The organism is Sphingomicrobium sp. XHP0239 (assembly GCF_039555325.1).
In the GTDB taxonomy this organism is placed as follows: Bacteria; Pseudomonadota; Alphaproteobacteria; order Sphingomonadales; family Sphingomonadaceae; genus Sphingomicrobium; species Sphingomicrobium maritimum.
The window spans coordinates 1250884-1276489 of record NZ_CP154608.1 but is presented as its reverse complement, the minus strand read 5'-3'; the positions used below and the strand labels follow the sequence as shown (position 1 = coordinate 1276489).

The following is a 25606-nucleotide window of genomic DNA, read 5'->3' as shown; positions in this document are numbered from 1 at the left end:
GAAAATCGCCTCGATGATTATGAAAGCAACCGCATCTGTCGGAATCGGGAAAAGCCGGAGCGTTGTCGGCTTGGGAGGACGAAGGTAAGCGGTTCACTTAGCGTCTATGGATTGAGCCCGAAGTAGAACGGCCGCATTCGTCCAATCGACGAGCAGAGTATTTCATTCGATCTCAGACGCAAAACCAGCGCGGAAATAGACGGATATCCGCCAAAAAGGGCTGCTAGTCGCTGCCAATCGCAGATCCGTAAGCGGAGACCTAAACTGCTAGCGATTGGTGATTGATCGCTTTTTGCCGTGGATTGAGAGTTTGGCCGAACGGCTTGTCTGCTTGAGAACAACACTAATAGCCGACTGACCGCTAGCGGCCCCTCTCCAGACGTTCTTACAAGCCGGATCCTTTTCCTCGCCCATTCATAACCGCCAAGCGCACGGCATCGCTCAATTCATCGTTCTCATCGTCGCGGGCTGGCGCTGGAAAGCGCGAGAAATGGGTCGACTTCTTTCTTGGAACGGACCTTTCCGGCTGGTTCTCTTCCAGCTTCTTCGGTTCTGCCTTGCCGCGCTTCTCCTGGGCCGGCGCAGCGGATCTGCTCTTGCCTTTGTTCGCTGCCTTTGACGAAATAACCTTTCTGTCAACGACCGCTGGATCGTGGAGCATCTCTCCGTTTTCCCGCACGAGGGCGTATCCTTTTGCTTTCGCGACTTCCTTACAGATATCGAGGAACTCCTTCGAGCCTGCGACGAGAATGCGGTCACCGCGGGCGTTTGCCATGGCCAGGCTGGCCGCGACCGCATTCCTTTCGATCCGATGGATGATCAAAACAACACCGACATCGGTGACCGCGAGACTGCCGTCAGCATCGCGATACTCCACGGTGTGATCGCGATGGCGGCTAATCAGGCCGTAGTCACTCGCGATCGCCTCGTCTCGCAAGATGTTCGGACTGAAGACCATCTCTGGAAGGCCGACCTTGATGGGGTCGGGGCAATTGGCCTCGTACCACGCCTCGCGGCGTAGCTTGTTAGCGGCGATGGTGGCGCGAGAGCGATCAAAGGCCTTTTTCACCTCAGCCTCTGCCAAATCGAAGCATAACTTGAGACGTGCTTCTGCAATCACAGCTTCATAGGTCTCTTTTTCGACCCGGGCCTTTTTCTCTAAAAATTTGCGTCTCGCTTTGATCTGCTCCAACGCCTCGTTCAGGGCTTCCCGTACGCGGGAACGTTCTTCGCGAAGCGCGGCCAGATAATCCTCGTACGGGTCCTTTTCGCGTAATGGATCGGGCGTAAATTCTCCCAACTTTTTCGTCATCTCGCCGTAAGAAAATTCCCGACCGAAGTCGCTCGCTTTCATCCGCACCTTACCGATGACAATCTCTGCACCCGAACCTTTCTCGCGGTATGCCGCATTCACTTTGTTGAGGCGATTGTGCAGATCCTGCCAACTTCGCGCTTTTCTCAAGGCTTCGGCAATCGTCTCAAATTCTGGATTGCGCGACTTCTCGGGAGCGGTCTTTTTGCGGGTGGCGCATCCATCGCGCGACCCATCCGCGCGCCGCATGACCTTTCCCGTCAGGCGTTCGCGGACCTCGCCACAGCACGCGGCGTAGATCGCGTTCCGCTCGGGCGACCAGCCTTGCGCATCTTCAATGAGCGCGGCGACCTGGTGAAGTCGATCAATTTCCCAACCATTGCCGGGGCTGACCACCTTTTGCTTCGCAAGGTCGATCCTGTTGACCACGAGATGAAGGTGATAATTTTTTGTGTTTGAATGAGTGGCCCAGACGATCTGGCAATCTTGGTAACCCATCTCCTGCGCGAAGATGTCTACTGCGTCCTCGATCTCTTTCAAGGCAGGTCGTTCGTGCGATTTCCAGCTCATGACGTAATGCTCGATCGGATCGACTGCGCCAGGCGTGAGCAAATTGGCGGCGAGCATCTGGCGCTGAAGCCCGACGAGCGCGCTCCCTTCTAAACAACGAGTGCCGTGCAGATCGACCTTCTCCCCGGGCTCAATGACATGGCCGGCGAGAACTTGCGTATCAAGCACATAACTCGCAAGCGCATTCTCGCCGTCGGCGTCCAGTACTCGGCCCGCGCTGGCGTTCAGCACGTAGGTTGAGAGCACATTCACGATCGTTCGGATTTCGTCGAGCGAGCGCCGCTTGCGGGGAGCTTTTTTGCGGATGCGTTTGACGATCATTTGGAGGCATCCGGCCCGATTGGCGTTTGGGAAAGCTCGCGAACCAATGCGCGAAGTTCGTCCAGAGCATGCAGATCGCAGCGCCCATTGATCTCAAGTTTGTGTAACAGACCGACGAGCTTCGCCAATGCCGCCAGCGCTGGCGTCGACAGGATCGGCGTGTCAGTGACTCGCCTGTATAGATATGTAGCAACAGGAAGGTTGGCAGCCAATGCTGCAACCTTGATTTCCTCGATCTGGTGCGGCTTCAGGCGCAACGATACTGTCTTTGTCATTCTAAATTTCCCTGTGCGAGAAGGCGCCCGCCGAGCACAGATCTGAACGTGTAAACACGTTCCAACCTGCCTTGAATTTTCCTCCCTGATTGGGAAAGGAGGACGCCTTTGTTGAGACTTCCGCGGGCCCTGTCGGCTCGCGTTTGAGATTTCTTGGAAGAGCCCGGGAGACTGGGCTCAGCAAATTCTAGGATAAAGCGAGATTGCCTTATCCTCGCTGCATGAAAATGCTGACCGCATCGAGAACCGTTCTTGAGCGCGTTTGCGAGAACGAGGCGAGCCAGAATGATTCACTCGTTGGGTATCCGAAGAATGCAGAAATCCGCATATCGGATACTAATCGCTCATCGCATCGTACCGGCACATAAGTTCGCCACGGGACCGATACGACTCCTGCCCAGGATACTTGCATGACTCGTAGAGCCTAAGCAGGTGATAGGGGTCCGCGTTTGTGCCTCGCGCGCTGGCGAAATTTACGACAGCGACGAGCGACTCGTCCAAGGGGGCTTGGCGACGACTCCAGTCCACGCTGCCGCCCACGGCCTGTTCGACCTCTTCAGCGAAATGAATTTTCGCGAAAGATTCCTCTGAGAACCACAGCGGCCGAACAACGCCTGTAGCGTGGAAGATAAGGAGACCGATCCACGCAAATGCGAACGCAGTGAGAAAGATGGCTGCGCCTGACAAACAGGCCTTGTAATATGCCTGTTGGGTAGAGGGCGACGATTCGTGCACCTTCTTGATGGCCTTCTGCAGGAGCCTATCGAGTGCTGGACCAGAATCGATTTCGACGGAATCATTGATTGTCTTGCGCGCACCCTGGATTGTATTATCCAGTCTGTTGACCGCCAACAAATCGACGAGCAGACGAAAAATGAAGGATGGGCTTTGCGCCATGCCATCTGGAGCCTGTGCTAGTATGTCGCGCAACTGAGAATTCTCATCGGCGGTCATCTCACGACCACTCAGAGCTTTGAAGCGCTCGTGGATGTTCAGACTGGTGACGCTCATGCGAACCTCCGGATAACTGGAGCGAACGTCTCATCGATTTGCGCGAGAAAAGCCTCAAGATCTTCGACGAGCCAAGGATACTGCCACAGTTGCGCAGCTGCAGAATTGAGAGAGAGCCCTTTTTCATCAATCACCTTGCGGAGGCCATCAGGCATGTTGGGAAGGACAATTTCCTGCCCGCCACCATCCAGGAAATCCCTGCGCGTCTTGCTATTATCCCACAGGCTGAAGTCCTCGCGCTTTGCTTTGCGAAGGCTCAATACTGCAAAACTGCGGTCGAAGCTGACTTGCCGGCCATAGCCCCGCAGCAAGTTGACGCTGTCATATCCCGGCGCACAAACCCACAGCCGCAGGTGCGGTCGTTCAACGTAGCGCAGGGTTGCCTCCAGCCGCGGTAACTCCCTTTGGAAAACCTCTCCAACCTGAGACGGCAGGTCAAGAAGTACTGCCTTAGCTGGATCGACGTCCAAAATCGCTTCGAACAACCGGTCCCAGCCAATTTCGGCGTTAGAGTGGAACCTCGTGACATCGGCGTCAGCATTGAACCGGGCGAGGTGGGCGTTGTCGAAATCGCCATCGAAGCCCGCCCACCCTATGGCTCGGCGCTCAAGAGCGGCTGCGAAAGAATTCGCCGTAAAGCTCTTCGATATGCCGCCCTTCGTACCCTCGAACGTCAGCACGGGAAAGGGGCGGTGGATCGGGAGGGCAGGCGTGGGAAGTTCCGGCGGAGAATTGACCCCGCATCCTTGAGATTTAATTTGCATTAGATTTACCTTTGCTCATGCTCGCGCGTTGGCGCGATGCCGGCCGCATCAAAGAAGCTTGGAGTCTACATTTTCGACGTAGGCTGGTTCGCCTTCGGGAGGAGTGCGGGGCGGGTAGGGCTTCGCTGGCCGAGAGGCGGGTGAAGGTTCCTTGGCTGCGCGCGCGCTCCGTGGCGACGATGGCTTCGGCTTTTTCGCCAGTTCCTTGCGAGCGTCGCTAAGCCCCTTCTTGAAGGTGGCAAGGCCGATATCTTCGCTCTCAAGAATGCTCTGGATCTCCGCATCATCGAGTTCAGATGAGCTGAAATGGGGCGCCCCTTTGAGTACGATCCTGGCAATTTCGAGAGCCCGCACCTTGGCCGGGACTTTTTTGATTGCATTGGCGCGATTTACAATCGCCTCAGCCGCACCGCGCGTATCTTTTGCCTGACACACCTTGCTGACGGACTTGCGCATATCATTCGCCCCCGTCGGATTGGTCGCCGCCGAAAAGAGGCAGGTTCTTCACGAATACCCAAAGATCGTCCGGGCGAATGAGCGTCCGACGACCAGCCTTCCGGCCGACGAGAGTTCCGTCCTGCAAGGCGAGGTAGAGCGTCGATCTCGAAAGGCAGGCAATACGGGCCGCTTCCTCGACGGTGTAGGCAAATGGCTCAGATCCGTTTCCGTTCGGGTCTGGGTTCTTGATTGGGTATTTCATGTCCGTTTCCTTCTTTGTGGATGCGGACAAACGTACCTGCGTCGGCCAATGGCCTAGAGTGCAAGAATTCAGGAATTTTTCGGCATTTCCTACACAGTCTTCATGGGAGACCGAAATCTGACCACTCGGCAATAATCAATCCGGGGAGATTGAGGCGCTGCGTTCATGCCGGGGTTCATAATCGTGCACCCTTCGAAATCCGATGGCTTGCCAAGACGAGTGGCTATGGAGTTAGGTCGCCCGGTAGCTTTGGCTCGTGGGCGACCTATCCAGATTGAAGCGTCAGAATATGATAAAATCAGAGGGGATGCGTTTCGATTCTCTGTACGCACCTGCGATTGTGTTGGCGCCCAACTTTCGGCCAACAATAGGAAATGCTGCGTCTCTCATAAAGCGGACTGCAGGGCCGCCTCTACCAGCATCATCAACGCTAATGCCCACATTTCCACCGACCCAAGTCTCCTCATAAAGGTTGCCAAGCCGAGCGAAGAGGAGTTGGAGGTTTACCGAAGGCTTGCGTCCCCGTTCTTCGCCACCGTCTTCAAGGCTGATTAGGCGATCGCATTCCTTCACCAGCTTCAAAAGCGATCTGAGTGTTTCATTTGAGTCAAGATTGTCTGACTCGAAAACGCCCCCGATAGAGAGGTGACCGATGTTGAGATCGCGAACCCTGCTGCCTGCGTTCAAGTCAAAACAGTTCAATAGCCGAAGTGCGTTCGACCGAACTTTGCAGTAGTGGTCCAATCGTTGTGACGAGGTCGCGATCGTAGATACGGACTTTTGAGCCTCGTAAAGTGATGCGATCGAATCCAGTCTGTTCTGGAGGCGATACAGCGCATCGGCATCCAGTGGCTCGAAAGTCTCCGGTTGGCCCCACCTGGCAACGCGATCTAGCGCTTCGCAAGCTGCTCTAGAAAAGAGCTTCCTCGATGGTTCCAGCTCGCTGGCCGGCTCGGCTTTAATCTGAGAATTCAATGATTTTCCTTTATGGTTCCTGAGCCGAAGACGGGCGCCCAGCTTCCCGGACGCCGCCCGTGCACCCCAACCATTAGGATTTAGTGACCGCTACTTCGAGGGCCTCGAAACGTCGCGGCATGAAGTGTGATGCTTATAAACGCTGACCCGTTTCACTAATCTCGGGCACTCGGTCGCAACTCATTCAAAGGGCCAATGTGGCCAAAGCCTTTAATGCTGCTTCGCTGATTAAGTGACCGTAGTGTTTTTCGATCATTTCGGCAGACGTTCCCGAAATCTGCGCAATGGTGAGGAGCGGCAAGCCGGCCGTTACGAGATCCGTAATCGTGCTATGTCGGAGCGAATACGCTGTAGTTTCATTGCTAAGGCCTGCTTTTTTTGCAGCTGCCTTGATTGGTACTTTCCAAGTATTCTTGTCCCACTGTTTGCCATTGGCTCGCATGAACAAAGGTGCATTGAGCATCTTGTTCTGAACTTGTTCTTCCATAAGTTTCGCGGCGTCTGACGGTATCTTGATCCGTCGCGGTTTGCCTTTCTTGTCCTTGCCAATGGTCAGTTCGCTTGTCCGCTTTTCAAAATTGCGGACACGCAATGATGCCAAGGCTCCAGGCCGAAGCGGCAATAAGCATAAAGCGCGAAAGAAGGGCGCGGCTTCCTTGTCGAGGTTTTCAAGAAGCTTTTTGCGCTCAGAATGATCAAGGTAGAGCGTTCGACGACCATCAGCACCGGGAGTAGGTTTCAATGCTTCTTGCCAAGCTGCATCTGTTTTAGGGTCTCCAGGAGACAAAACTGTCGCTAGAGCCGCACGAACGGCAGCCATATCGCGATTAACGGAAGAGGCTGCGCGCTCCCGGTAGATGTTTTCCCCACTCTTACGACGAGAAACCAATGCGGGCTTGGCTTCCAAGCGCTTCCGCCAGTCTTGCAGATGGCGACGGCGAAGCTTTCCCAGCTTTATCTTAGCGATAGGATCGCTGTAGATGTGCCGCCTGAAACGGCCAGCCGCATCGGGCCTCGTCTTGGCATATTCGCCGCAGACATCCGCTACGGTTTCAAACTTGATTTTTACGTTGCCGCCACTTTCGACGAGATCAGCGAGAACCTCAGTGTCTCTTTTGGCGGCGGCAAACATCTCATTCCCAAGAAGCGTTCCGTAGTCCCCCAGTGATTTGACCTGATAACGGCCCTTGTCGTCGTCATATATCCGCGCAATCCATGTGCCTTTGCCTCCACGTTTGGAAGGCCGAAAACCGATAAAGCACCCTGCTCGCAACCGCTGCCAATGCGGCTCGCGCTCGGCCTTCAGCCTATTCCGGTCACCAACTCTGCTCAGGTCTGTCATTGCCGTCCAATCTGTATGTAATGAGTATGGAATACAACTAGGGACACACTAGGACAAGCTTAGACTTTAAAACATGGGTTTAGGAGGATTCTTGCCTCAGGATTGCCCAGACCTCTGCCCTCCGAAGGCAGAGGTCACAGGTTCGAATCCTGTCGGGTGCGCCATTTACGTTCGAAGGTGGGTACTGTGCCTTTTTGCATGGTGCCCACCCGACCAACGCCACGGGCGATATCGTTCGTGCCTCCTGTAATCCTTATGATGTCCGAGCCCACTTCGACGCGTTCGACGATCATTCTTGCATAGGCTTGTCGCATAGCAGGGTCGTCACCACGCAACTTGTCCCGAAGCAGCTCGGCGAATTGCTCAATCCGTTCACGAGTGATCCTTCGGTCCGAACTGGCCAGTTGCCTTTCCAGCAACACGATGTCTGTCTTCACTTGAGCGAGTTGGGACGAGAGATCGCCATGCTTCTTCGAGAAAATGGCGTCGCTTGATGAAAAATGACCGTCAGCCACAAGATCGAGCAACCGCTCGAGGCCAGCTTCGAGGTGGGTTTTGCGACCGCGCAGCGACTTCAAGGATTCGCGTCGTTCGGAGATGGCTTGATCGGAATGGTCGAGCCATCCCGCCAGAAGGGCCTTCAAGCGTTCTGGATCGAGAAGTCGAGCCTCGATCGCGTCGAGAACCGCCTCATCCAGTTTGGTCATCGTTATGCGGTTGCCTTTGCATGCCGTTTGGCCAGCGCGGGCTTTGTTTGAACAGGCGTAATATCGATACCGACCACCTTTGCCGGTCGATAAGGTCATGCCACCGCCACAGCCGTCGCCGTCACACCCGCACTTCGCAAGTCCGATCAGAAGATTGCTGGTCGTTGTGACCCGAGCTGGGGTCATTGTCGGTCGTTTTTGGACCAAGCGCGCTTGGACCGCTTGGAAGTCTTCTTCCGATACGATCGGTGGAACCGGGATCGGAATCCATTCTTCCTCCGGTCGTGTCACGCCCAGCTTGGTATCTCGCTTGTTGTAGAAGGCGACGCCGACATAGGCCGTATTGCGAAGAATCTTCTGCACGTTGGAAACGTGAAATTTCTTGCCGCGATTCTTGTAGCCATTCTTATTGAGCCACCCAGCGAGACGCGTGATGCCCAGCGGGAGTTCGCCCGGCGGTCCGTTGAGATAGAGGCTGAAGATCTTCCGCACCACGAATGCCTCATCGTCGAACAACTCAAGCTTCTTCTTGATCTTGCTGCCCCGCTTCTCCGCCTCATAGGTTCGGTAACCAAGCGGCGGCGTCTGACCGTTCCAGAAGCCCAGTTCGGCATTTTTTTGCATTGCCCGTTGCGTATGCTTGGCCGTCTCGCCCGACTGATATTCGTCAAACAGAGCGAGCATCCCCATCGCGAGATCCGACGCTTCGTCATCGCCAAACTCCTGCGTGATCGAGACGATCCTTACCTTCGCGCGGCGAAGCTGCGCTCGATACTGCATGAAGTGAACGGCGTTGCGAAATATCCGCGACAGCGAATGCACGACAATGATATCGTAGGGCTTGTCATCGGACGTAGCCGCGTCGATCATCCGCTGGAATTCGGGACGATTGTCGTCGGTCGCCGACGCACCCGCATCGATCCTCGTTGCTACGAGTTCGGCATTGTTCGCCTCACACCACTTTTCCGCGCGCGCGATCTGATCCGGGATCGACAGGTCGTTCGTGGCCTGTCGTCCCGTCGATACGCGCGCGTAGACGCAGACTCTCGGCCGGGCATCACCACTCATTCTCTTTTCCTCTCGAACAGTTCATGCAATTCTCCTCCCAGAAGTTTGTCGACGAGCTCTAATTCAGCGTCGCTGCAGGCAAAGCTTTCGGGAAGCAGGTCGACCACGCACCGGCCGCCACAATCTCCTTTCGTTTCTCCGTCCCGATTGTTCATGCTGACTTTGTCGCACGAATCGGGGAGACCAAATTCCAACCTATCCCCGAAAGGGTTCAACCTCTTGGAATGGTGCGAATTTCGCGCGCTACGCCACGACCTAGACTTGATAGCTTCGTCAAGTCGATTGGTTCAGTTGTTCCGACCAATGGCTATCGACCAAGTCCCTTCCTTCATCGGCAAGGAGAGATCGAAGGAACTTCCCGAAGCCTGACGGCAGGAGTTGCCGTGCGAGCAACATGAGGTGAACATGAGGTACGCCCGGGCGCGAGGCCCGAGCCGGCACGTGCATAACAGCAATCGCCGGTGCGCCATATGTTCTCACGAGTGTCATCCCGAATGCGCGTCCTGTCTCCCATGCGCTATGAAGTTGGATGGGATCGCCTGGCTCGTCGACTTCCGGGAACCGCAAGGTCACGATGATGGCGAGATCCTTGACCTCCCCGAAGCTCTGGTCGTCGTAGGCTTCGACGAGGCGCCGCGCCGTATCAAAATCGTCACTCGCCCCAACCGGCAGCAGGACGTCATGCCGATAGCATGAAGGCAAGGGCCACGGTGCTGCCCAGTCTTTTGGTGCCGACACCGGGAAGAGGCGCTTCGCGACAAACCTCGTGGCGTTGAGGCCATTCGTGCCTTCGGCTTTTGCGACTCCGAACGACAGATTGGGGTGCGCGCCCACTACGGGATCGTAGTCCAATCCTGGCGGCGCTTTCATTTTCCGGGCCATCAGGCGACCTCTCGCCCGAAGGTCAGATTGGCGATCAGCTTCGCTGCACGGCAAAGGCCATCGCTCCGCTCGTCCTCCGACGCAAATGGAGGGATGTCCAAGGCTTGCAGCCCTGTGCGGTTCAAAAGAAAATGACGGCCCGGATGGGGGCCGACGAGCCAGGTGCGGTTTTTGCCGTCGATAAAGAGCCGGTGGCGCGTAGTTGCGTTCCTAGCCGTCGAGAAGAAGCTGAAGATGACGTCATCGAGCACCTCGGGGAAGAAGCCGTGATGCGCGAGAAGGACGTCGACGCCGCCTTTCGAACCAACAAATTGCATGGCTCGATCGAAGGCCGGCGGAAGGCACGGCGTCGTCGCAATCACCAAGTGAATGTCGGGAAGATAGAGGGCTCCGGCGGGAAGGCCGTGCCCGATCTTGTAGCCTCGAGCCTGCTCGGTCAGGCAAAGCATCAAAGAGCTCATGCGCTCGCTGACGATTGATGGTTTGAAGAGGGGATTGTTGTTCATTGGGAAGCTCCGTTTTCGTTGGCCGCTTCCCTCTATTTTTCATTCCGAAGGAAGCTTGCTCCCTCCCTTCCATTCCATTTCCGCGCCAGCGGCGCGCATCCTTCACCTTCCTCTTTGCTGGTTCATCATCTCCTGTAGCCGGCGCAGCCTCTCAAAATCCTCATCAGCCGACGATGAAGGCTCGCTCGACGTTGGGATCGGGGGTGTTTCCTTGGTCTGCTCGGATATCTCGGTCCGGCGACGTTCAGGTTCTCTTGCGAATTCTTGGCCGAGATCGGCCTCGCCAGTCGCCTGCCCGGCATTTTTCAGCTCAGCGTCAGGCTGCGGTGGCGTCGCTGGCGATTTTTCAGGCTGCTCTTTCGATTTCGGAGCTGCGTTTTCCACCTGTCTGGTGACTGACGCGAAACGATCAATTTCTCCCATGGGATTTGATCGCACGTCGACACCGCCCGTCGGTCTCGGACGTGCCCTCTTCGTTTGATTCTTGCTGGGTGCAGCCGGTGCCGTGGCGTCAGGATCTGACGAACCAGCGGACCTGGCTCGCAAATGTGCGCGAAGGCGCTCTTGTCGAGCTCGCATGTGGAGGTCGACAGGCCGAGCGGCTCCGGCCGGTTCTATCGTCGAAGCGGGCCTTGGCGAGGTGAAATTCTCCGAAAGCGTCGATGGAAGGTCCTGGACCTCGTCGAGCATCTTGGCTGTGACCGTCGATCGGACCGGCCTCTGGCGGCTTGCTGCGACTGAAGAGGAATAGAGGTCTAGAATTTCCCGACTTCGCGATTGGGCGAGCTCCAGCCGTCCTATGGCGTCTGCTATCGAGGATCTCACTCGTCCTTGAATAGCATCCAGACGCACCTTCAGCCTGGAATGAGCGGTGTCTATGGAGATACTCAGGCCTCCGCTGCGCCGAAATGGAGCCGATGAAACACTTCGCATTCGATCTTCGAAAGACGTAAATCGTGCTGAAAGATGTTCGTGGAGGGCTTCGACCCTAACCCGGCGTGTCGTCAGGCGACCCTCAGGACCGAAGGGGTGCGCATTCTCCGATCGGACCTCGTCCTTCATTTTCGAAAGGCGGGAGAGTGTCTTTGCCGACGCTACGCCTAGAAGTCGTCCGAGCTCCAAGGAGCGGATCGATCGCTTTAATCCCGCCAAATTGTTCGATAGATGCTCTTGGCACGAGTTCAATCTGGCATGTGCCGCGCTGGTTGATCGGTCTTCCGTCGTGGCTATGAGCGCTAAGCGATCATGTAATGTTCGCGATATGGCTTCGATGCGCGGTGGATGCCTCTGCAGGCTAGCTCGTATGTCCGCTACAAGTGATCGGAACCGATTCAGGCGCGCCAATCGGGTTTCATTGGCTTTGAGGCGACGCATCGCCCAGGTTTTGATTTGGCCATTCTTTGGCGGCGGGGGCGGCATCCCTCGGGCTTGGTTACTGAGCGGCGTGTAAATCTTCGCAATCTGAGCGCGGTGCAGATGATCGTTGATCGTCGCCACCACCGCCTGACGTCGACAGCGAATGCCTTCGGGGCAATTAATATCGGTGTTCTTGGCGAGGCCAAACGACCATTCGAACGGTTCGAGGCGTCTCGCCGGTCGCAATGAGTAGATAAGGTGGCAATGGTAATTTCGCTGGTCGCCACCTCGATCGGGCTTGTGTAGCGCGGCAACAAACGGAAGCCCGCGCTCGCGAAAGAAGCCGCAGATCGCATCGACCGTTTCGCGCCGCTGCTGCGCGGTCATCTCGTAGGGAAGCGAGATGATTTCCGTACAGTAGACGTTCGCATTCCTGCGATCGTGACGCTCGACATCCTCCAGCGTACGGAGAAAGGCGACCAATTCGCTACGGTCGTCGGCAATGTTCGACCACCAGCCGCGCTCCTCATCTTCCAACGCATCCTCGCGGGTAATGTAGCGAGATGCACGAACGGCCTCACCTGATCGCCAGACCCTTTTGCCGCGTGAGGCGAGGCCTCTGGCGACAAAGCTGAAGTGCAGCGAGAACTTTCCGTCTGGTCCGCGCGCGATGCTCGTTCCGATTGATCCTTCGCAAATACCTTTCGTGCGATGATAGAGCTTCTTCGCCGTCCGATGTCCGAGCCTAGGTCGATGGTTCTCAGGCACCTTGATCCTGATGCCATGTCGGCGAAGCCGTTCCAGCTCCTGCTCATCCTGCCGGATACGCCGTCGATGGAGCCGATCCCGTTTAGCGTCGTCCCGGGCGGCAGCCCGACTCGCCATCGTATCGCGGTAGCGAGCCGATCGGGCAGCCTTGAGCACGTCTGCGAATGCCGCATTTCGTGATTTCAACGACTGTGACTCAAGCTGCATCTTCGACCTATTCTGCTTCTCGAGGGGGGGGGTGGGTTGGTGTTGCTCGGGTCGCTTCGCAAACGAGAAACACTTTATCGCGCACCACCCCCCTCTCACTTCCACTCTTCGTAAAGCGAGCTGGTATTTCCTATCCCAACCTGTCCGGTGTCGGCCGAGCGGTGGGGTAGTTGCGGATAGGTTGGGATTTGGTTGTGGCGAATCCGCTATGATGATCTCATGACGACCAATCGAACCGATCCCGTTCTGACGGAACTTCTAGAGCAGCTTGATGGAATGAGCGCAGCTCTCAATGCCGACCTCGTGTCCACCGAAGCTCCGCTCACCGAACTGCGTCGACTGGCAAACGTTGCTCCGCATCGACGCGGAGGCCCGCATTCAATGGATGCCAATAAATACCGCTTGGGTTCTGCGCTGGTATTGATGGGATTGGAGGATCTAGATGTTCGGTTCCTTACTGGTCTTCTTGCCCGCCCTCGCCTGATGGTAAAATGGATGGGCGAAGCACTTCTCCAACATCCCGATGCGCGGATTGTATCGCTACTTCAAACTATCCAGAACTCCGATGTGAGGTCAGATTATTGCAGGCGAACGGGTGCCGCAATCGCATGGCGATGGAGGAAGCGATTGTATGACGCGGCGGTGCGGTCATTCCTCGAAAGCGGGAGGTGCGGAGAAGATGAGCCGTGGAGGAAGCGCACCGTCACCGTCGATCAAGATTACCTCATCGATGAAATATGTGAACTCTTGGATTTGCCGAGGCGCGTTTTCTGCAATCGCGGTGAGGCCTTCGACTGGATAAGGGCAATCGGCGGGAATCCGAATTATTGGACCGCGCCTGATTTTCCTTCGGAGCAAGCATGATGCCCATCGAGCTACCCGATGATATCGACGCTACTTTCGCTAGCTTCCAGGAAAAGGAACGCGAACTCGAAGCTGCGTTGAACAAGGCCAATTCGGAGCAACAAGAAGGCCGTACGGGGTATGCGTCCGTGTTGGAGGCGCAAAAACTTTCAAAAGATCTTCAGATTATGGCGTCAGGGTTACTCGCAAAAATCGATGAGGCGAAAGCGGCAATCTCGTGAATAAGCAGATATCGGGGCATCCAAGTGAACGAAAGAAGAATAGATCGGCGCTTTCGGAGCAGGCTCGTGAAACGCGTGAAAGGCATCGTCTGGCGAGCCTAGAACGAGAGTGCGTTGCATCGGATTTCGCGTTTATTCCTGACACATATGGCCTCCCGGGGCCTGAGGGCATGGAGGCCTATTTTTGGGACGTCTATGAGGGAAACTTTTATGGCGAAACGGACAATCTAGCAGCTTCGAGGAGGCTGTTTCATCCTGAGTTCACGGATTTTCGAGACCTGCCTTTAGGCTATTTGAATAGATGGACGCTCACGATCCCGGACGACTACATTCCAAAAGGTAGAGACATCGAAGCACAATTGACGAAGCTTTGTAGGCAAATGATCCATCGTGGGGAGGCAGAAGACCTTATTCATGAAGTCATTATGGGATGGTCGGGCACCTTAAATGAGGACAGCGCAGAGCGGCTGAAACGCCATGTCGATAATCTCGTTCAAATGTCGAAATATCGTCCTGATCTATATCAAGACCTTGTCGCGGGTCGGCTGGATCGAGTCCTTGAGGCGCTGCACAAGGGCGAGGCCCTAGATGGCCTCCGGAGTGATGTCGTAGAAGAAACGCTGCATCGCCATTCACTTCTTTGGGGGGCGCATGATCTGCAGGTGTTCATCTTTTTTGCTTTCTTCAGCGAATCTCCAGCTTTCTCCGTCTTTGAGAAAAACGATATGAAGCTTCTACCTCCTGCATCAATGCTCGGAACCTTTTCTGCTCAATTCGAACTTTTTAACCGCCTTCAAGCGATTAACGAGATGAGCGACGAAAGGGAAAAGGAAATAGCGCTCGCAGAACTTGAGGCTAATTTAGAAAGCAAGCTCCCTGGCGTTATCCAAACAGGCAAGTTCTACGAACCCTATAAAACCGAAAACGATGTCGAGAGATGGAAGGGCGAAATCCAGCGATTGATTTCATGCCCGACCTCGCCATTGTCGATTGCCCTTGCCCCCTTCTCAGAGGATAATTTCGCGCCAAATTTCTCGCAAAAGTGGTTTGGTTGTCCTGCGCTGGAAGCCGCTTTCGTTTGCTTGCTTCGCTTCATGCAGATGGAGCGTGATCTGCGTCCAAACTTGCGGACATTGATAAAGAGAGGTTCGTGCGCGTTCGAAATCAAACCTTTTTCGGCCAAGAGCTTGGGGCGGGGGAGCGTGCAGAGATGTTTAAGTCTGATGAACTTGTATCGGTGCCACGTGGCGTCGGGAATGAATCATAATGGACGAGGCGCGTCTCTTAACGCCGGGGACCAGACGCGCAGAAATGCAATTCGCAGGCTCCAGCGCGATAAGGATCGGACGCCCGAGGAGCAGGAGATGAGAAGGCGATTAAAAAGGGCCAACGTCCACGTGTATGAAAGGCTGTGTCTCAAAGTCGGCGATCCCGTTGAGAGTGTCCCATGACCAGACTTTGGTACTGAATCTCGGCCCGTTCGGCCGCCCTGTTTCCAATCGCATCTTTCAAATCGAATTCGATGCTGGCGACCTTCATCGTGCAGTCCCTCTGAATCCGGCGCCTGATTTGATTCAGGTTGAGCAGACCGTTGTCAGGCTAATGGGATGAACCGATCGAAAAAGGTAAGTTGGCGAGCGCGCTTGCGATCCGTGCAATGAAACGTAAGGATTCTGAATGGCCGAGATCCTTTTCAATCGCAAAACGCTAGGTCGCCACTTGGCCACGGCCTCGATGGCGAGCCCAGATCAAATATCAAATTTGCAATCGTGGGCTTCGACCATTCATGATGGCAGCATCTTCTCCCAATCTGAAACCGAAATCGAAGATCAATTCAAAGAGCGGATCGTCACCAGGCTCCTCGGTTATCGCCCTTTCAATGAGACTGGTGAATGGACGGTCGCATCCAAAGCTTCGATAGGAGCAGGTGCTGTCGATTTGGCGCTCGGACACTTCACGCCAAAATCGAGATCGATCGTAGCTCCGTTTGAATTGAAGGGCGCCAAAACTCACGATCTTGATGCAATTATGCCAGGACGGGCGAAAAGCCCGGTTCAACAGGCATGGGAGTATGCATCGGACAACGTTGGCACCAAATGGATTCTTGTTTCGAATTATCTCGAAATCCGCCTCTACAGCTACGCCGATGGCCGGCAATTTTTCGAGCCTTTCGACCTTGCACAAGGCGATGCATCGGCGCTGGCGAGCCGTATGCTGTTATTGCTTTCCGCAAAAAATCTTCTCGGAGGACGGACTTCGGAAATACTCGCCCAAAGCCGCCGCGAAGACCGAGACATCACCACGAAGCTTTACCGGCTCTACAAAGAGTTGCGCGGCAAGCTAGTCGAGGCCGTGCGTGTCGACCGAGCAGAGCTCGATCCTTTGAAAGCGATCAGCGCGGCGCAGACAATTCTCGACCGGGTTCTGTTTATCGCCTTTGCCGAAGACAACGGCCTGCTGCCCGACGACAGTCTGCTGCGCGCGTTCGAACACGCCGACCCGTATAACCCGCGTCCCGTCTGGCAGAACTTCCTCGGCCTGTTCCGCGCCATCGACGAGGGTAATACCCACCTCAACATCCCGCGCTACAATGGCGGCCTGTTCTCGCGCGATCCGGTTATCCCCGACCTCAACCTGCCCGACAGCATCTGCGAAGGGTTCAAGCGCCTTGCCGAATATGACTTCGCCAGCGAAGTCTCGGTCACCGTCCTCGGACATATTTTCGAGCAATCAATTGCCGATGTTGAAGCGCTGCAGGCGCAGGCGTTGGGCGAGGAACCGGTCGAAACCAAAGCCAGTGGCACCAGTGGAAGGCGAAAACGCGACGGCGTGGTCTATACGCCCGATTACGTCGCCCGCTTCATCGTCGACCAGACGCTGGGCGCGCATGAACGTGAGATTTTCGCCGACATGCTCGCTCGCCACGCCAAACCCGGTGCGCAAGCCGACGACGATCCGATCAAGTGGAAATCCGCCAAAGCGGAGCGAACAGCTTGGGAGGAGTATCGCGACCGATTGACCTCCCTTCGGATCGTCGATCCTGCCTGCGGTTCGGGCGTGTTTCTGATCATGGCATTCGACTGGCTTAAGGCCGCGCTGGAACGCGCCAATACCCGGATCGCGGAACTCTCCGGCACCGGCCATATGGGCGACCTCTACGATCCCGACAGCGAAATTCTGACGAACAATCTGTTCGGAGTGGACGTGAACAGCGAGAGCGTGGAAATCGCCAAGCTCAGCCTGTGGATCAAGACCGCGCGGCGCGGGAAGGTTCTCGACACGCTCGATAAAAATCTGAAGGTCGGCGATAGCTTGATTGAGGACTCCAGCTACGCCTATCGCGAACACGGCTTCGCCTGGAAGGAGGCATTCCCGCAGGTGTTCGCCGAGGGTGGGTTCGACGTGGTTCTAGGCAATCCGCCCTATGTACGGATGGAATTGCTCAAACCGATGAAGCCGTGGCTGGAGAAGCGGTATGAGGTTGTGTCCGACCGGGCCGATCTCTACGCCTATTTCTTCGAGCGCGGGGTCACTCTGCTCAAAGCCGGCGGCAGGCTTGGCTACATCAGCAGCTCGACCTTCTTCAAGACCGGCTCTGGGAAGCCCTTGCGCCATTTCCTGCGCACAAAGGCCGCGATCGAGAACGTGGTCGATTTCGGCGACATCCAGATCTTCGAAGGCGTCACGACCTATCCGGTCATCATGACCCTGCGCGCAGGGGCACCGAACAGGGACCATGCGCTGGATTTTTGGAACGTGGACGCGCTGCCCGAAGCTGATTTCGCAGGTGCGTTCGAAGATGCGCGCGAGCCCTATCCGCAGGGCGCGCTGGGCGATGGTTCGTGGAAACTGGAAAGTCCGGCGTTGCGCCGCCTGCGGGAAAAGATCGTCGCCGGACGGCCGACGCTGAAGGACGTTGGCGGCTCACCGCTCTATGGCATCAAGACCGGGCTGAACGAGGCCTTCGTTATCGACACGCCGACCAAGGAACGGCTGTGCCGCGAGGATGCAAGATCCGCGGAATTGCTGAAGCCCTGGCTGGAGGGCAAAGATCTCAAACGCTGGCGGGCCGAGCCCCGCGGCCTATGGATTATATACATTCCCAAAAACCGCATCGCCATCGACGACTATCCCGCTATCCGTGATTGGCTGCTGCCGTTCAGGGAGCGGCTGGAGAAGCGCGCGACAAAGCAGGAGTGGTTCGAATTGCAGCAGGCACAGGAGGCTTATGTCCCCGCCCTCGAAAATCCGAAGATCGTTTATGGGCACTTTCAGGATGAACCGATTAGCAGCCTAGTAGGACCTGGAATCTTTTCCAACAATAAGACTTATTTCGTTCCGACGCGGGATGGTTGGCTTCTGGCAATACTGAATTCTGCCGTGGGATGGTTTCATTTTACGAGTAGGACGACCGCTGTCCGGGGCGGTTTCTTCGAAGCAACGGCTCAGCATATGGAAACGATTCCAATCCCCATCGCCACCGACGATCAAAAGGCCGAACTGGCCAGCCTGGCCGAAACCGCGCAAGCCGCGGCAGAGGAACGCTATTGCCTCCAGCAGGAAGTCACGCGCCGCATTCCCGACCTTGCCGCTGATCCAGAGTCGGCCAAGCTGACCAACAAGCTCAAGGAATGGTGGACGCTGCCCAGTTTCGCGGCTTTCCAGAGGGAGGTGAAGAAGGCGCTGAAGGCCGACATTCCGCTGAAAGAACGCAACGACTGGGACGACTGGCTTAGCGAAAATCGTGGCGAAATCGAGCGACTGACCGACCGCATCCGCACTTGCGAGCGGGAGATCAATGCCAAGGTCTACGCCCTATTTGATCTGAGCGCCGATGAAATCATCCTTTTGGAGCAATCCATATAAATGAGTGACGGCTTCTGGGCCGTCTACGGACCGTCCGGTTCCGGCCGTCAGGCGCGGAAAGCTGCCGTTCGGTTTCCGACCCTAATTGCGAACTTTCAACACGATGATGATGGCCGGACAGTCAGACTCAAATCTTGGGCTTAGAGCTATCGACTTTTGTCGCAGTTGAAGCCAATACATTGCCACCATCGCCGAAGACTTTCGTTTCGGGAACTTCGCAGACCAATTGCCTGTTTCAGGTCTTTCGACCGGAGAGCTTGTGATGCGTATCCTCATCGTAGCGATTTTCGGGCTGGCGGCCTGTAACAACCCGATAGAGAAAACCGAACCGCTGCCGCCCCCACCGATCGCCTCCGAGGCGCCACGAACCGCGCAGAGCAGCAATCCTTATCTCGGTCGATGGGATGTCCTGCGGTTCGAGAAAGACACACTCGACACGCGCGGGGGCGCTTATGTCGACATTTTCGACCGCAGCGTCGCGATGCGCCTTCGCTGCAACTACTCGAGCGCCAATGTCGTCTTGGAAGAGGGTCGTCTAGCGCCTATTGACGGCCTCCCGCTCCCGACCACCGAAATGGGATGTTCGCCGGACCGTCATGCTCAGGACGAGCGCTTCTTCGACTTCTTCCTACAATCGCCCACGATCACAGCGCTCGACAAAGGCCGTCTGCTGCTTCGCGCGGGTACGACTGAGCTTGTGTTGCAGGACCCCGCCATCCGTCGGCTCGATTTTGCGCCGACGCAAAGCCAGCTCGAAGGTCGCTGGACATTCCGCTTTCGAACCCGCACGCATGCAGGAGGCGGCAGTTCAGGGTCGAGCCTGACCGACGAGTCGATCGTCCTGCGTATCGAACCTAGTCGCGCATGGTTCACAGCATGTCCCAACCTCGCGATCGATTACGTGTACGCGGATGACAGACGGCTCGTGAGCGGATCGAAGATAAAAGCGGACCAGCGTGAACACTGCCCGCTCGCGACCATCGCAGATGCTGGTCTCGATCCGCTAACGGGTGTGCGCCTGCTCGATATCCTCCACGGCGATCCCAGCGCGGAACTGGCCGCCGACGGCAGTCTCGTCCTCACCAGCGGCGACTATACTCTCGAGCTGGTAAGGCAACCTTGAATGAGCAGGCTTGCGTTGTTGATGCTGCTTGCGATCTCGGCATGCTCTACGCCCGTGCTCGACGACCAATGTTTTGCAGCGCGAAACTTTCGAGACTTCCAAACAGGGTTTGCGGGGTCTGCCAAATTCGCAGATCGGATCGTAGTGGAAAGACTTATCTCAGCCACGCCTCGTGCGCGCGCGGACCGTTTCGAATTGGACAGCGAGTGGAAACTGATCGAGCCGCTTAAGGGCGGTCAAGAGGACATCCCCAATGTCAGGTTCCTACGTGATGTTCGCGGCTGGGTCGAAGGCGCTGTCGGAGGCAGCGGCACACTTATTTACCCGAACGAAACCTACCTTCTCTTCTTGTCGGATGAGGTTTACGCGCGACGATCCGACGCCCGTGGAGGATGCGCTGTCATTGGCAGTACTGGCACCGGCCTGAGCTACGCGCTAGTGCAAGGCGAGCAGATCGTGAGGGTGGGTGTGACGGATGAGTGGCCCGCCACGCTTACTGAAGTACGCGCACGCCTCAAATAGACAGAGGGAGCGAACGTCCGCTCCCCACCCCATTGCGGCCGGTCGCCCCGCCAAGTCAGGAAACTCAAAGCAGTCGTGGCTGCGATGTCGCCGTCTAGGTCTGTAACTGGGCCGGAAGGGGACCGTCCGATTCTGACCCCGAAGTGCGAAAAGCTGCCGTCGGCTTGCGAATGCAGCCTCATCGTCAGCATCGCTATTCAAGACTATCATATCTCATTGATGAGTTGCGTCTTCGATCGAGATGGCGGGATGCCGAAGGTGCGGCTGTACGCGCGGCTGAACTGGGCGCTCCCACCGAACCCGTAACGGAACGCCGCTTCGGTACAATTGATCTTTCCTGCCGCTATCATCGCCTGGGCTCGGACCAGGCGGAGGCGGCGGTGGTAGGCCGACGGCGGCAAGCCGAAACGATCTGCAAAGAGGCGCGCAAGCTGGAACCTCGACATCCGGGCAACTCGTGCGAGTTCGGCCAACTCTACCGGTCGATCATTAATGTCGTGCAGATACGCTTGCGCTGCGTTGAGGCGGCGAAAATTCTCGTATCGTGTCGCACGCTTTACCGCCGTCATAGAGTCAATGCCGCGCAGCGCATCCCCCAAAAAGGTCTCAATTCCCGCGTCGATCCTATCCAACATCGGACCGGCTAGTGCGGCACCGCGCTCGGGCCGCGCATGCAGAGAACGATGAGTTCGCTCCAACATGCGGCCAAGGGGCGAACATAATACGGGGAAAATGATCGGCTCTTCGAGACGCTCGGCTGCGAGAGATACAGCGTCGCGGTCGCGCAGATGTACGCAAAGACCGAACGCGGTTTCCCCGACAGTCGCTCGCCCGGCTTCGCCATGAAATCCTTCGGGTACGAACAGAAAATTGCCGCCTTCCACAACGTAGGACCGATTGTCCAAGCAATAATATTCGGTGCCGGATGCAACATATTTCAGGCCGATCGAACGGCGCGGCGGGCTTGCGACCACCCCTTTGCGAATTTGCGAAAGGATCAGCTTACCGTCGCCCGACGGAACGCCGAGCCGCTCCGGTGCGAGCGTTCCCTCGATCCTGGCGAAGCGCGCGGTCGGTCGCGATGTCGCGCAATCTGCATTCTGCCTGGGAGTAACGGTCATGGCCAAAGCCTAAGCGCCGGCTGCTGATGCAGATCGAAGGATCGACGAACGATCCATTCGCTTCGGCAATCCGACGTGAAATTCGCAAGAGCGGTCAATTCCCGCGGACGCTGATGTTGCTAGAAGCAAGACATGATCCGACTTATCGCATGGCGCGCACAGCGCCTCACCCGACTCCCCCTTATTTTATTCGGACTGCATCTCGCCCTGGGCGCCTGTGCGGCGGTGGATGAGACCCAGTCCGTTTCGGACGCGGTGTCGGCAGGAGCGACGATCTTCGCTGGCGCGGACGTCTTGCCCATGACCGGGGAGGCAATCGCTCAGCGCCAGACGGTTGTGGTCGCTGGAAACCGGATCCTCGAGGTGCGACCTTTCGTGCCTGACGATCTCTCACGCGCGGGCCGAGTGATCGATGCGCGCGGACAATTTCTAATGCCCGGCCTCGTCGACATGCATGTTCATTTTGCACCTGCGGAGGGCGAACCCGGAGACCCCGCGCAGCGAGCCGCAGCGGTGATGCTAGCGTATGGTGTGACAACCGCCCGCAGCATGGCTGGTGCTCCCGAACACCTCACACTGCGGGAGCGTCTTGCCTCTGGCGCGATTGTCGGTCCTCGGATCTATGCCGGGTCCCCCGCGCTGTCAGATCAGAAGCTCACGACGGTCAAAGCGGCAGAGGAAGCCGTGCGCGAAATCGACGCTGCCGGTTACGATTTCATCAAGTCGCATTTGATTTCCGATCCGCAGGTCTGGCAAGCGGTAAAGACGGAAGCGGACCGACACAGCCTTGGTACGGCGGGTCATGTTTCCAACGCGGTTGGGCTCGAACGGGCAATTGCCGGGAACCAGCAGATCGAGCATCTCGACGGCTTCATCCAGGCACTATTACCGACCGACGCTCCGGAGCGGGCCGTCGAATTCGGCCAGATCCCTCCTTCACCAGTTCTTTCGAAAGTGGACCGCGCGCGCCTCGCCGATAGCGCGGTGTTCGATTTGGCAGCGCGCGCGCAGTCCTATCAGGTGCCCACGCTCTCTCTATTCGAAAAGCTTCTCGATACGGAGCGGAGTATTTCGGATCTACGAGCTAGTACCGCCATGCGGTATGTCCCCGATGCGGCGATCGAGCAATGGTCGGAGCAGCGTGCCCAGCTGGTAGCGCAGATTTCCCCCGAGCATGGGGCCGATCTCATACAATTGCGTCGCGAGATCGTGCGGCAGCTGGATGCCCGGGGCGTTGCCTTGATGGCTGGCTCGGACACCGCGCAGGCGTTCCATGTGTGGGGTCTGGCACTGCACGAGGAGATCGAGACCCTCGCAGCCGTCGTCGGGGCCGAGAAAGCGCTCCGTGCTGCGACAGTCCTGCCGGCAGCCTATTTCAGGTCGCTACCGGATCAGGGGTCGGCGACGGGACAGCAAGCGGACTTCGGTACAATCGCAGTGGGCACGCGGGCCGATCTTTTGCTCCTTTCTGCCAACCCCCTTTCCGATCTATCGGCGCTGCAACGACCGCTGGCGGTGATGGCGGACGGGCGCTTCTACGATCGGGCGGCGCTAGACGTGCTTCTCGACGAGGCATCGCGAGCCGCTAAGAATTTGACTGCACAGGCGCCCAAGGTCGGCGCAGCGATCTTTCTCACGCGTCATTTCGAAGCCGAGGAAAATGGAGAGCACCCACTGACGGCCGTGGGGCGGGCGCAGGCCCGTCGTCTCGCCGAAGTGTTGGGTACCCGCAACGTCGCCGCGATCTACGTGACCGACACGGCGAGGGCCCGGCAGTCGGCAGCGCCGCTCGCCGAAGCCCTGGGGCTAACTCTCATCACCTATGACCCGGGCCGCCCAGATGCACTGCTCCAAGCGGTCATGGGCGACGGCGTTCCGGCCTTGATCGTCGCCCATTCCAATACCGCGCCACAATTGGCTCGCATGGTTGGCGTCCCCGACACACAGGTCGACGAGCTGGCGAAATATGGGGTCGTCTTCTCGATCTCGCCCGGTGGTATCGAGCGAGTAAGTTTGGAGCCGGCGATTGCATCACCATAAATTCAAATTCCGTCAGAAGTGCTCTCTCTGACCGTTCGCGAAACTAATCTGGCCGGCTCGATTTGCTGCACCTCGAAGTCACCCGGTATGTCTTGCGGTGGAGGTCGGGCCTAATTCGTGGAGCGGAAGAGCAACCGCTTGGAACTTTGTCGATACGCGCCGCATTCGAGACCGCGTATAGCGTAAGCCCGGCCCTACTCCAGGGGTCGGGCTTTTTCGTGCAATCATCAAATTATCACCCCGCACTCATGCCATTCGCGCCGGATGGGACCATCACTTCTGCAGGAGGAAGTTATGCTGAAACAACTTTTCGCGGCAGTCACCGTGTGCATCGTCCTTACGATCGTCGTTCGCCACGGTCCGCTTGAACCCAACGGGACGGCAGAGAGAAGCGCTATTCTTATCGTCTGGATCGGAGGGCTGGTCTGGCTGATGCGACAGCGCACGAGTAGATTAGATAGCTGATCCGAAGCAGTGTTGCGATGCGGTTCGGCATAGGATGTCTTATCGCCCAATCTAACGACAGTGATGATCCCCTCAATGCCGCGACCGGCGCAATGCCGCGCTAGGCGCGACCATCGCGTACGATAGGTCCACTCCCTCGCTGGTAATTCACCACGCGCCCGTACGATTGCCGCCCACCGAACCAGTCGATCGGCACGACATCGTCGGCGCCCGAACCACGGGTAGGCGGCCGCGAGGAGCGCCAAGCAGCGCGACGAGCCTGTCGCCGGCTTTATGACCGGACGCCGTAGGGCAACGATGGCTAGGGCGGCATTCGTCGTCCGTTTCGCGCGCGAGCAAACCTCATCCTCGCCGCCACCCACGAGCTGAACCTCGATCTTCCGCTATCGTCGACGACGGCGCAGCTTTACAGAAGGGCAGCCGAGACGGCACTGCAGCAGAAAGACATGGTGGCGGTCATTGAGAAATTCAGGTCGATCAGCTCACACGAGAAGTTCAAAACCGCAGCGGTTGGCGGATGTGTTCGATAAGCGTCGATCTTAGCTGACTGTCATTGGGCCGGAAGCGGACCGCCCGCTTCCGGGCGTGAGGCGTGACGACGGGCTCGGCTGCCGTATGGTCGGTTGGTTGCGTTAGTCGGTACCGCCGACAAAGCCGTCATTCACTGGAGGCTTCATGTGGATTCCCGTGTTGTCGTGTCGCTGCCTCCAGGTGGTGTACCCTGCGCAGCGGCCATGGAGTCTCTGGGCCATAACAACAGGAGCAGCGTGGCCGCAGCCAGCAGGCCGATCGTCAGCACACTGCTCTCCGGCCCGGCGGGCCCGCCGGTCAGGACGTCCGGGCCGGAAGGCGTCAGTTGCACAAGCAAGGCCGGCAACTGCAGATCGAGCTCGGTGATCGGCACGGCGAAGCCGACGCCGGTGAACCAGTTCCAGCCCGCATGCCAGCCCATCACGCCCCAGATGCTGCCGGCACGCCATGCCCAGGCGCAGGCAAACATCCCGAAGGTGAACGTCATGACAATTTCACGGACCGGCTGCTGGTGCGGTGAAAAGTGAAGAAATGTAAAAGCAATCGAACTGGCGATGAACCCGGCTGCCAGGTTCAAGCGGCGCGTGGCCGCCGATAGCAGCCAGCCGCGAAAGATGAACTCCTCCACGCCTGACTGGAAGGCGAAGCAGGGCAGCAGGATCGCAATCCACAACAGCGATGCTGGCGAGGAAAGGGCGGGAAGGATATCTCCGCTGACATAGCCACCGGCGAGCCAGATCGAGCCGACCGCCAGGACGATCATGCCGACTCCTATCGCTAATCCGGCCAGATACTTGCGCAGCCTTTGCCCGCCGGTGAGGCCCAAGGTCGCAAGGCTGCGGCGCTCGACAAACCGCGACCAGGCCCAGACAGCAGCGCCCATCGCCGCGAATGGCAACAGCAGGAACACGCAAAACTCGAATGCAGACCCTGGCTTTCCCTCGGCATCGACCACGCCGATCCATTCAAGGCCAATATCGATCGGGACACTGGAGAAGGCGACAATCAGGATGCAGACCACTGGCGAAATCCAGGCCCAGGGCAGCCAGCCGCGATGCGGTTCGGGCGAAAAGATTGTAGGTATCATTC

General features: G+C 57.3%; 20 protein-coding genes. 7 read left to right on the top strand and 13 right to left on the bottom strand.

Translation table 11 applies throughout. The features are described from left to right. Nucleotides 1-385: 385 nt before the first annotated feature. The 11 genes from WJT74_RS06405 to WJT74_RS06355 form a co-directional block, all read right to left on the bottom strand. Nucleotides 386-2203, bottom strand: a complete 1818-nt coding sequence (locus tag WJT74_RS06405) for a relaxase/mobilization nuclease domain-containing protein (RefSeq protein WP_343342901.1) — start codon at nt 2201-2203, stop codon at nt 386-388. Continuing rightward, on the bottom strand, nt 2200-2478 hold the full coding sequence (locus tag WJT74_RS06400; protein ID WP_343342899.1) for a hypothetical protein: 279 nt from the start codon (nt 2476-2478) through the stop codon (nt 2200-2202). The genes WJT74_RS06405 and WJT74_RS06400 overlap by 4 nt, the downstream gene beginning before the upstream one ends. A 336-nt stretch (nt 2479-2814) precedes the next feature. Continuing rightward, a complete protein-coding gene (locus WJT74_RS06395; RefSeq protein WP_343342897.1) occupies nt 2815-3489 on the bottom strand; it encodes a hypothetical protein in 675 nt (224 codons plus the stop codon). Next, nucleotides 3486-4253: a hypothetical protein gene (locus WJT74_RS06390; RefSeq protein WP_343342895.1), complete on the bottom strand. Its 768-nt coding sequence runs from the start codon at nt 4251-4253 to the stop codon at nt 3486-3488. The genes WJT74_RS06395 and WJT74_RS06390 overlap by 4 nt, the downstream gene beginning before the upstream one ends. Nucleotides 4254-4301: 48 nt before the next feature. After that, nucleotides 4302-4709 carry a hypothetical protein gene (locus tag WJT74_RS06385; RefSeq protein ID WP_343342893.1) on the bottom strand — a complete coding sequence of 136 codons (408 nt, stop codon included), beginning with the start codon at nt 4707-4709 and terminating at the stop codon, nt 4302-4304. Nucleotide 4710: 1 nt separating this feature from the next. Further along, nucleotides 4711-4953 (bottom strand): helix-turn-helix domain-containing protein, encoded by a 243-nt coding sequence (locus WJT74_RS06380; protein WP_343342891.1) that lies wholly within the window; start codon nt 4951-4953, stop codon nt 4711-4713. Between the two features lie 1159 nt (nt 4954-6112). Further along, the gene (locus WJT74_RS06375) at nt 6113-7270 is read right to left on the bottom strand and encodes a tyrosine-type recombinase/integrase (protein ID WP_343342889.1); all 1158 of its coding nucleotides are present in this window, start codon (nt 7268-7270) and stop codon (nt 6113-6115) included. Between the two features lie 134 nt (nt 7271-7404). Continuing rightward, a complete protein-coding gene (locus WJT74_RS06370; protein WP_343342887.1) occupies nt 7405-9045 on the bottom strand; it encodes a recombinase family protein in 1641 nt (546 codons plus the stop codon). Nucleotides 9046-9318: 273 nt separating this feature from the next. Continuing rightward, nucleotides 9319-9927, bottom strand: coding sequence for a hypothetical protein (locus WJT74_RS06365; RefSeq protein WP_343342885.1), 609 nt, complete (start codon nt 9925-9927; stop codon nt 9319-9321). Further along, complete coding sequence (locus WJT74_RS06360; protein ID WP_343342883.1) at nt 9927-10433, bottom strand: hypothetical protein; 507 nt, start codon at nt 10431-10433, stop codon at nt 9927-9929. The genes WJT74_RS06365 and WJT74_RS06360 overlap by 1 nt, the downstream gene beginning before the upstream one ends. A 102-nt stretch (nt 10434-10535) precedes the next feature. Next, nucleotides 10536-12764, bottom strand: a complete 2229-nt coding sequence (locus WJT74_RS06355) for a hypothetical protein (protein WP_343342881.1) — start codon at nt 12762-12764, stop codon at nt 10536-10538. A 219-nt stretch (nt 12765-12983) separates the two neighbouring features. On the opposite strand from WJT74_RS06355, the gene WJT74_RS06350 reads away from it, so the two are divergent. The 6 genes from WJT74_RS06350 (at nt 12984) to WJT74_RS06325 (ending at nt 20360) form a co-directional block, all read left to right on the top strand. After that, nucleotides 12984-13628 (top strand): hypothetical protein, encoded by a 645-nt coding sequence (locus WJT74_RS06350; protein WP_343342880.1) that lies wholly within the window; start codon nt 12984-12986, stop codon nt 13626-13628. After that, complete coding sequence (locus WJT74_RS06345; protein WP_343342878.1) at nt 13625-13849, top strand: hypothetical protein; 225 nt, start codon at nt 13625-13627, stop codon at nt 13847-13849. The genes WJT74_RS06350 and WJT74_RS06345 overlap by 4 nt, the downstream gene beginning before the upstream one ends. Further along, on the top strand, nt 13846-15300 hold the full coding sequence (locus WJT74_RS06340; RefSeq protein ID WP_343342876.1) for a hypothetical protein: 1455 nt from the start codon (nt 13846-13848) through the stop codon (nt 15298-15300). Before WJT74_RS06345 ends, WJT74_RS06340 begins: the two co-directional genes overlap by 4 nt. Nucleotides 15301-15526: 226 nt before the next feature. After that, the gene (locus tag WJT74_RS06335; protein ID WP_343342874.1) at nt 15527-18715 is read left to right on the top strand and encodes an Eco57I restriction-modification methylase domain-containing protein; all 3189 of its coding nucleotides are present in this window, start codon (nt 15527-15529) and stop codon (nt 18713-18715) included. Between the two features lie 262 nt (nt 18716-18977). After that, on the top strand, nt 18978-19838 hold the full coding sequence (locus WJT74_RS06330) for an META domain-containing protein (protein ID WP_343342872.1): 861 nt from the start codon (nt 18978-18980) through the stop codon (nt 19836-19838). After that, nucleotides 19839-20360, top strand: coding sequence for a hypothetical protein (locus tag WJT74_RS06325; protein WP_343342870.1), 522 nt, complete (start codon nt 19839-19841; stop codon nt 20358-20360). Nucleotides 20361-20566: 206 nt separating this feature from the next. On the opposite strand, the gene WJT74_RS06320 is transcribed toward WJT74_RS06325, so the two are convergent. After that, nucleotides 20567-21481: an AraC family transcriptional regulator gene (locus tag WJT74_RS06320; RefSeq protein ID WP_343342868.1), complete on the bottom strand. Its 915-nt coding sequence runs from the start codon at nt 21479-21481 to the stop codon at nt 20567-20569. Between the two features lie 132 nt (nt 21482-21613). Here WJT74_RS06320 and WJT74_RS06315 point away from each other — a divergent pair, with 132 nt between their 5' ends. Continuing rightward, entirely contained in the window at nt 21614-23521 is a 1908-nt protein-coding gene (locus WJT74_RS06315) for an amidohydrolase family protein (protein ID WP_343342866.1), read from the top strand. 1138 nt (nt 23522-24659) lie between these two features. Here the strand turns inward: WJT74_RS06315 and WJT74_RS06310 are convergent. Next, nucleotides 24660-25604: a CPBP family intramembrane glutamic endopeptidase gene (locus WJT74_RS06310; protein WP_343342864.1), complete on the bottom strand. Its 945-nt coding sequence runs from the start codon at nt 25602-25604 to the stop codon at nt 24660-24662. Between the last annotated feature and the right edge of the window lie 2 nt (nt 25605-25606).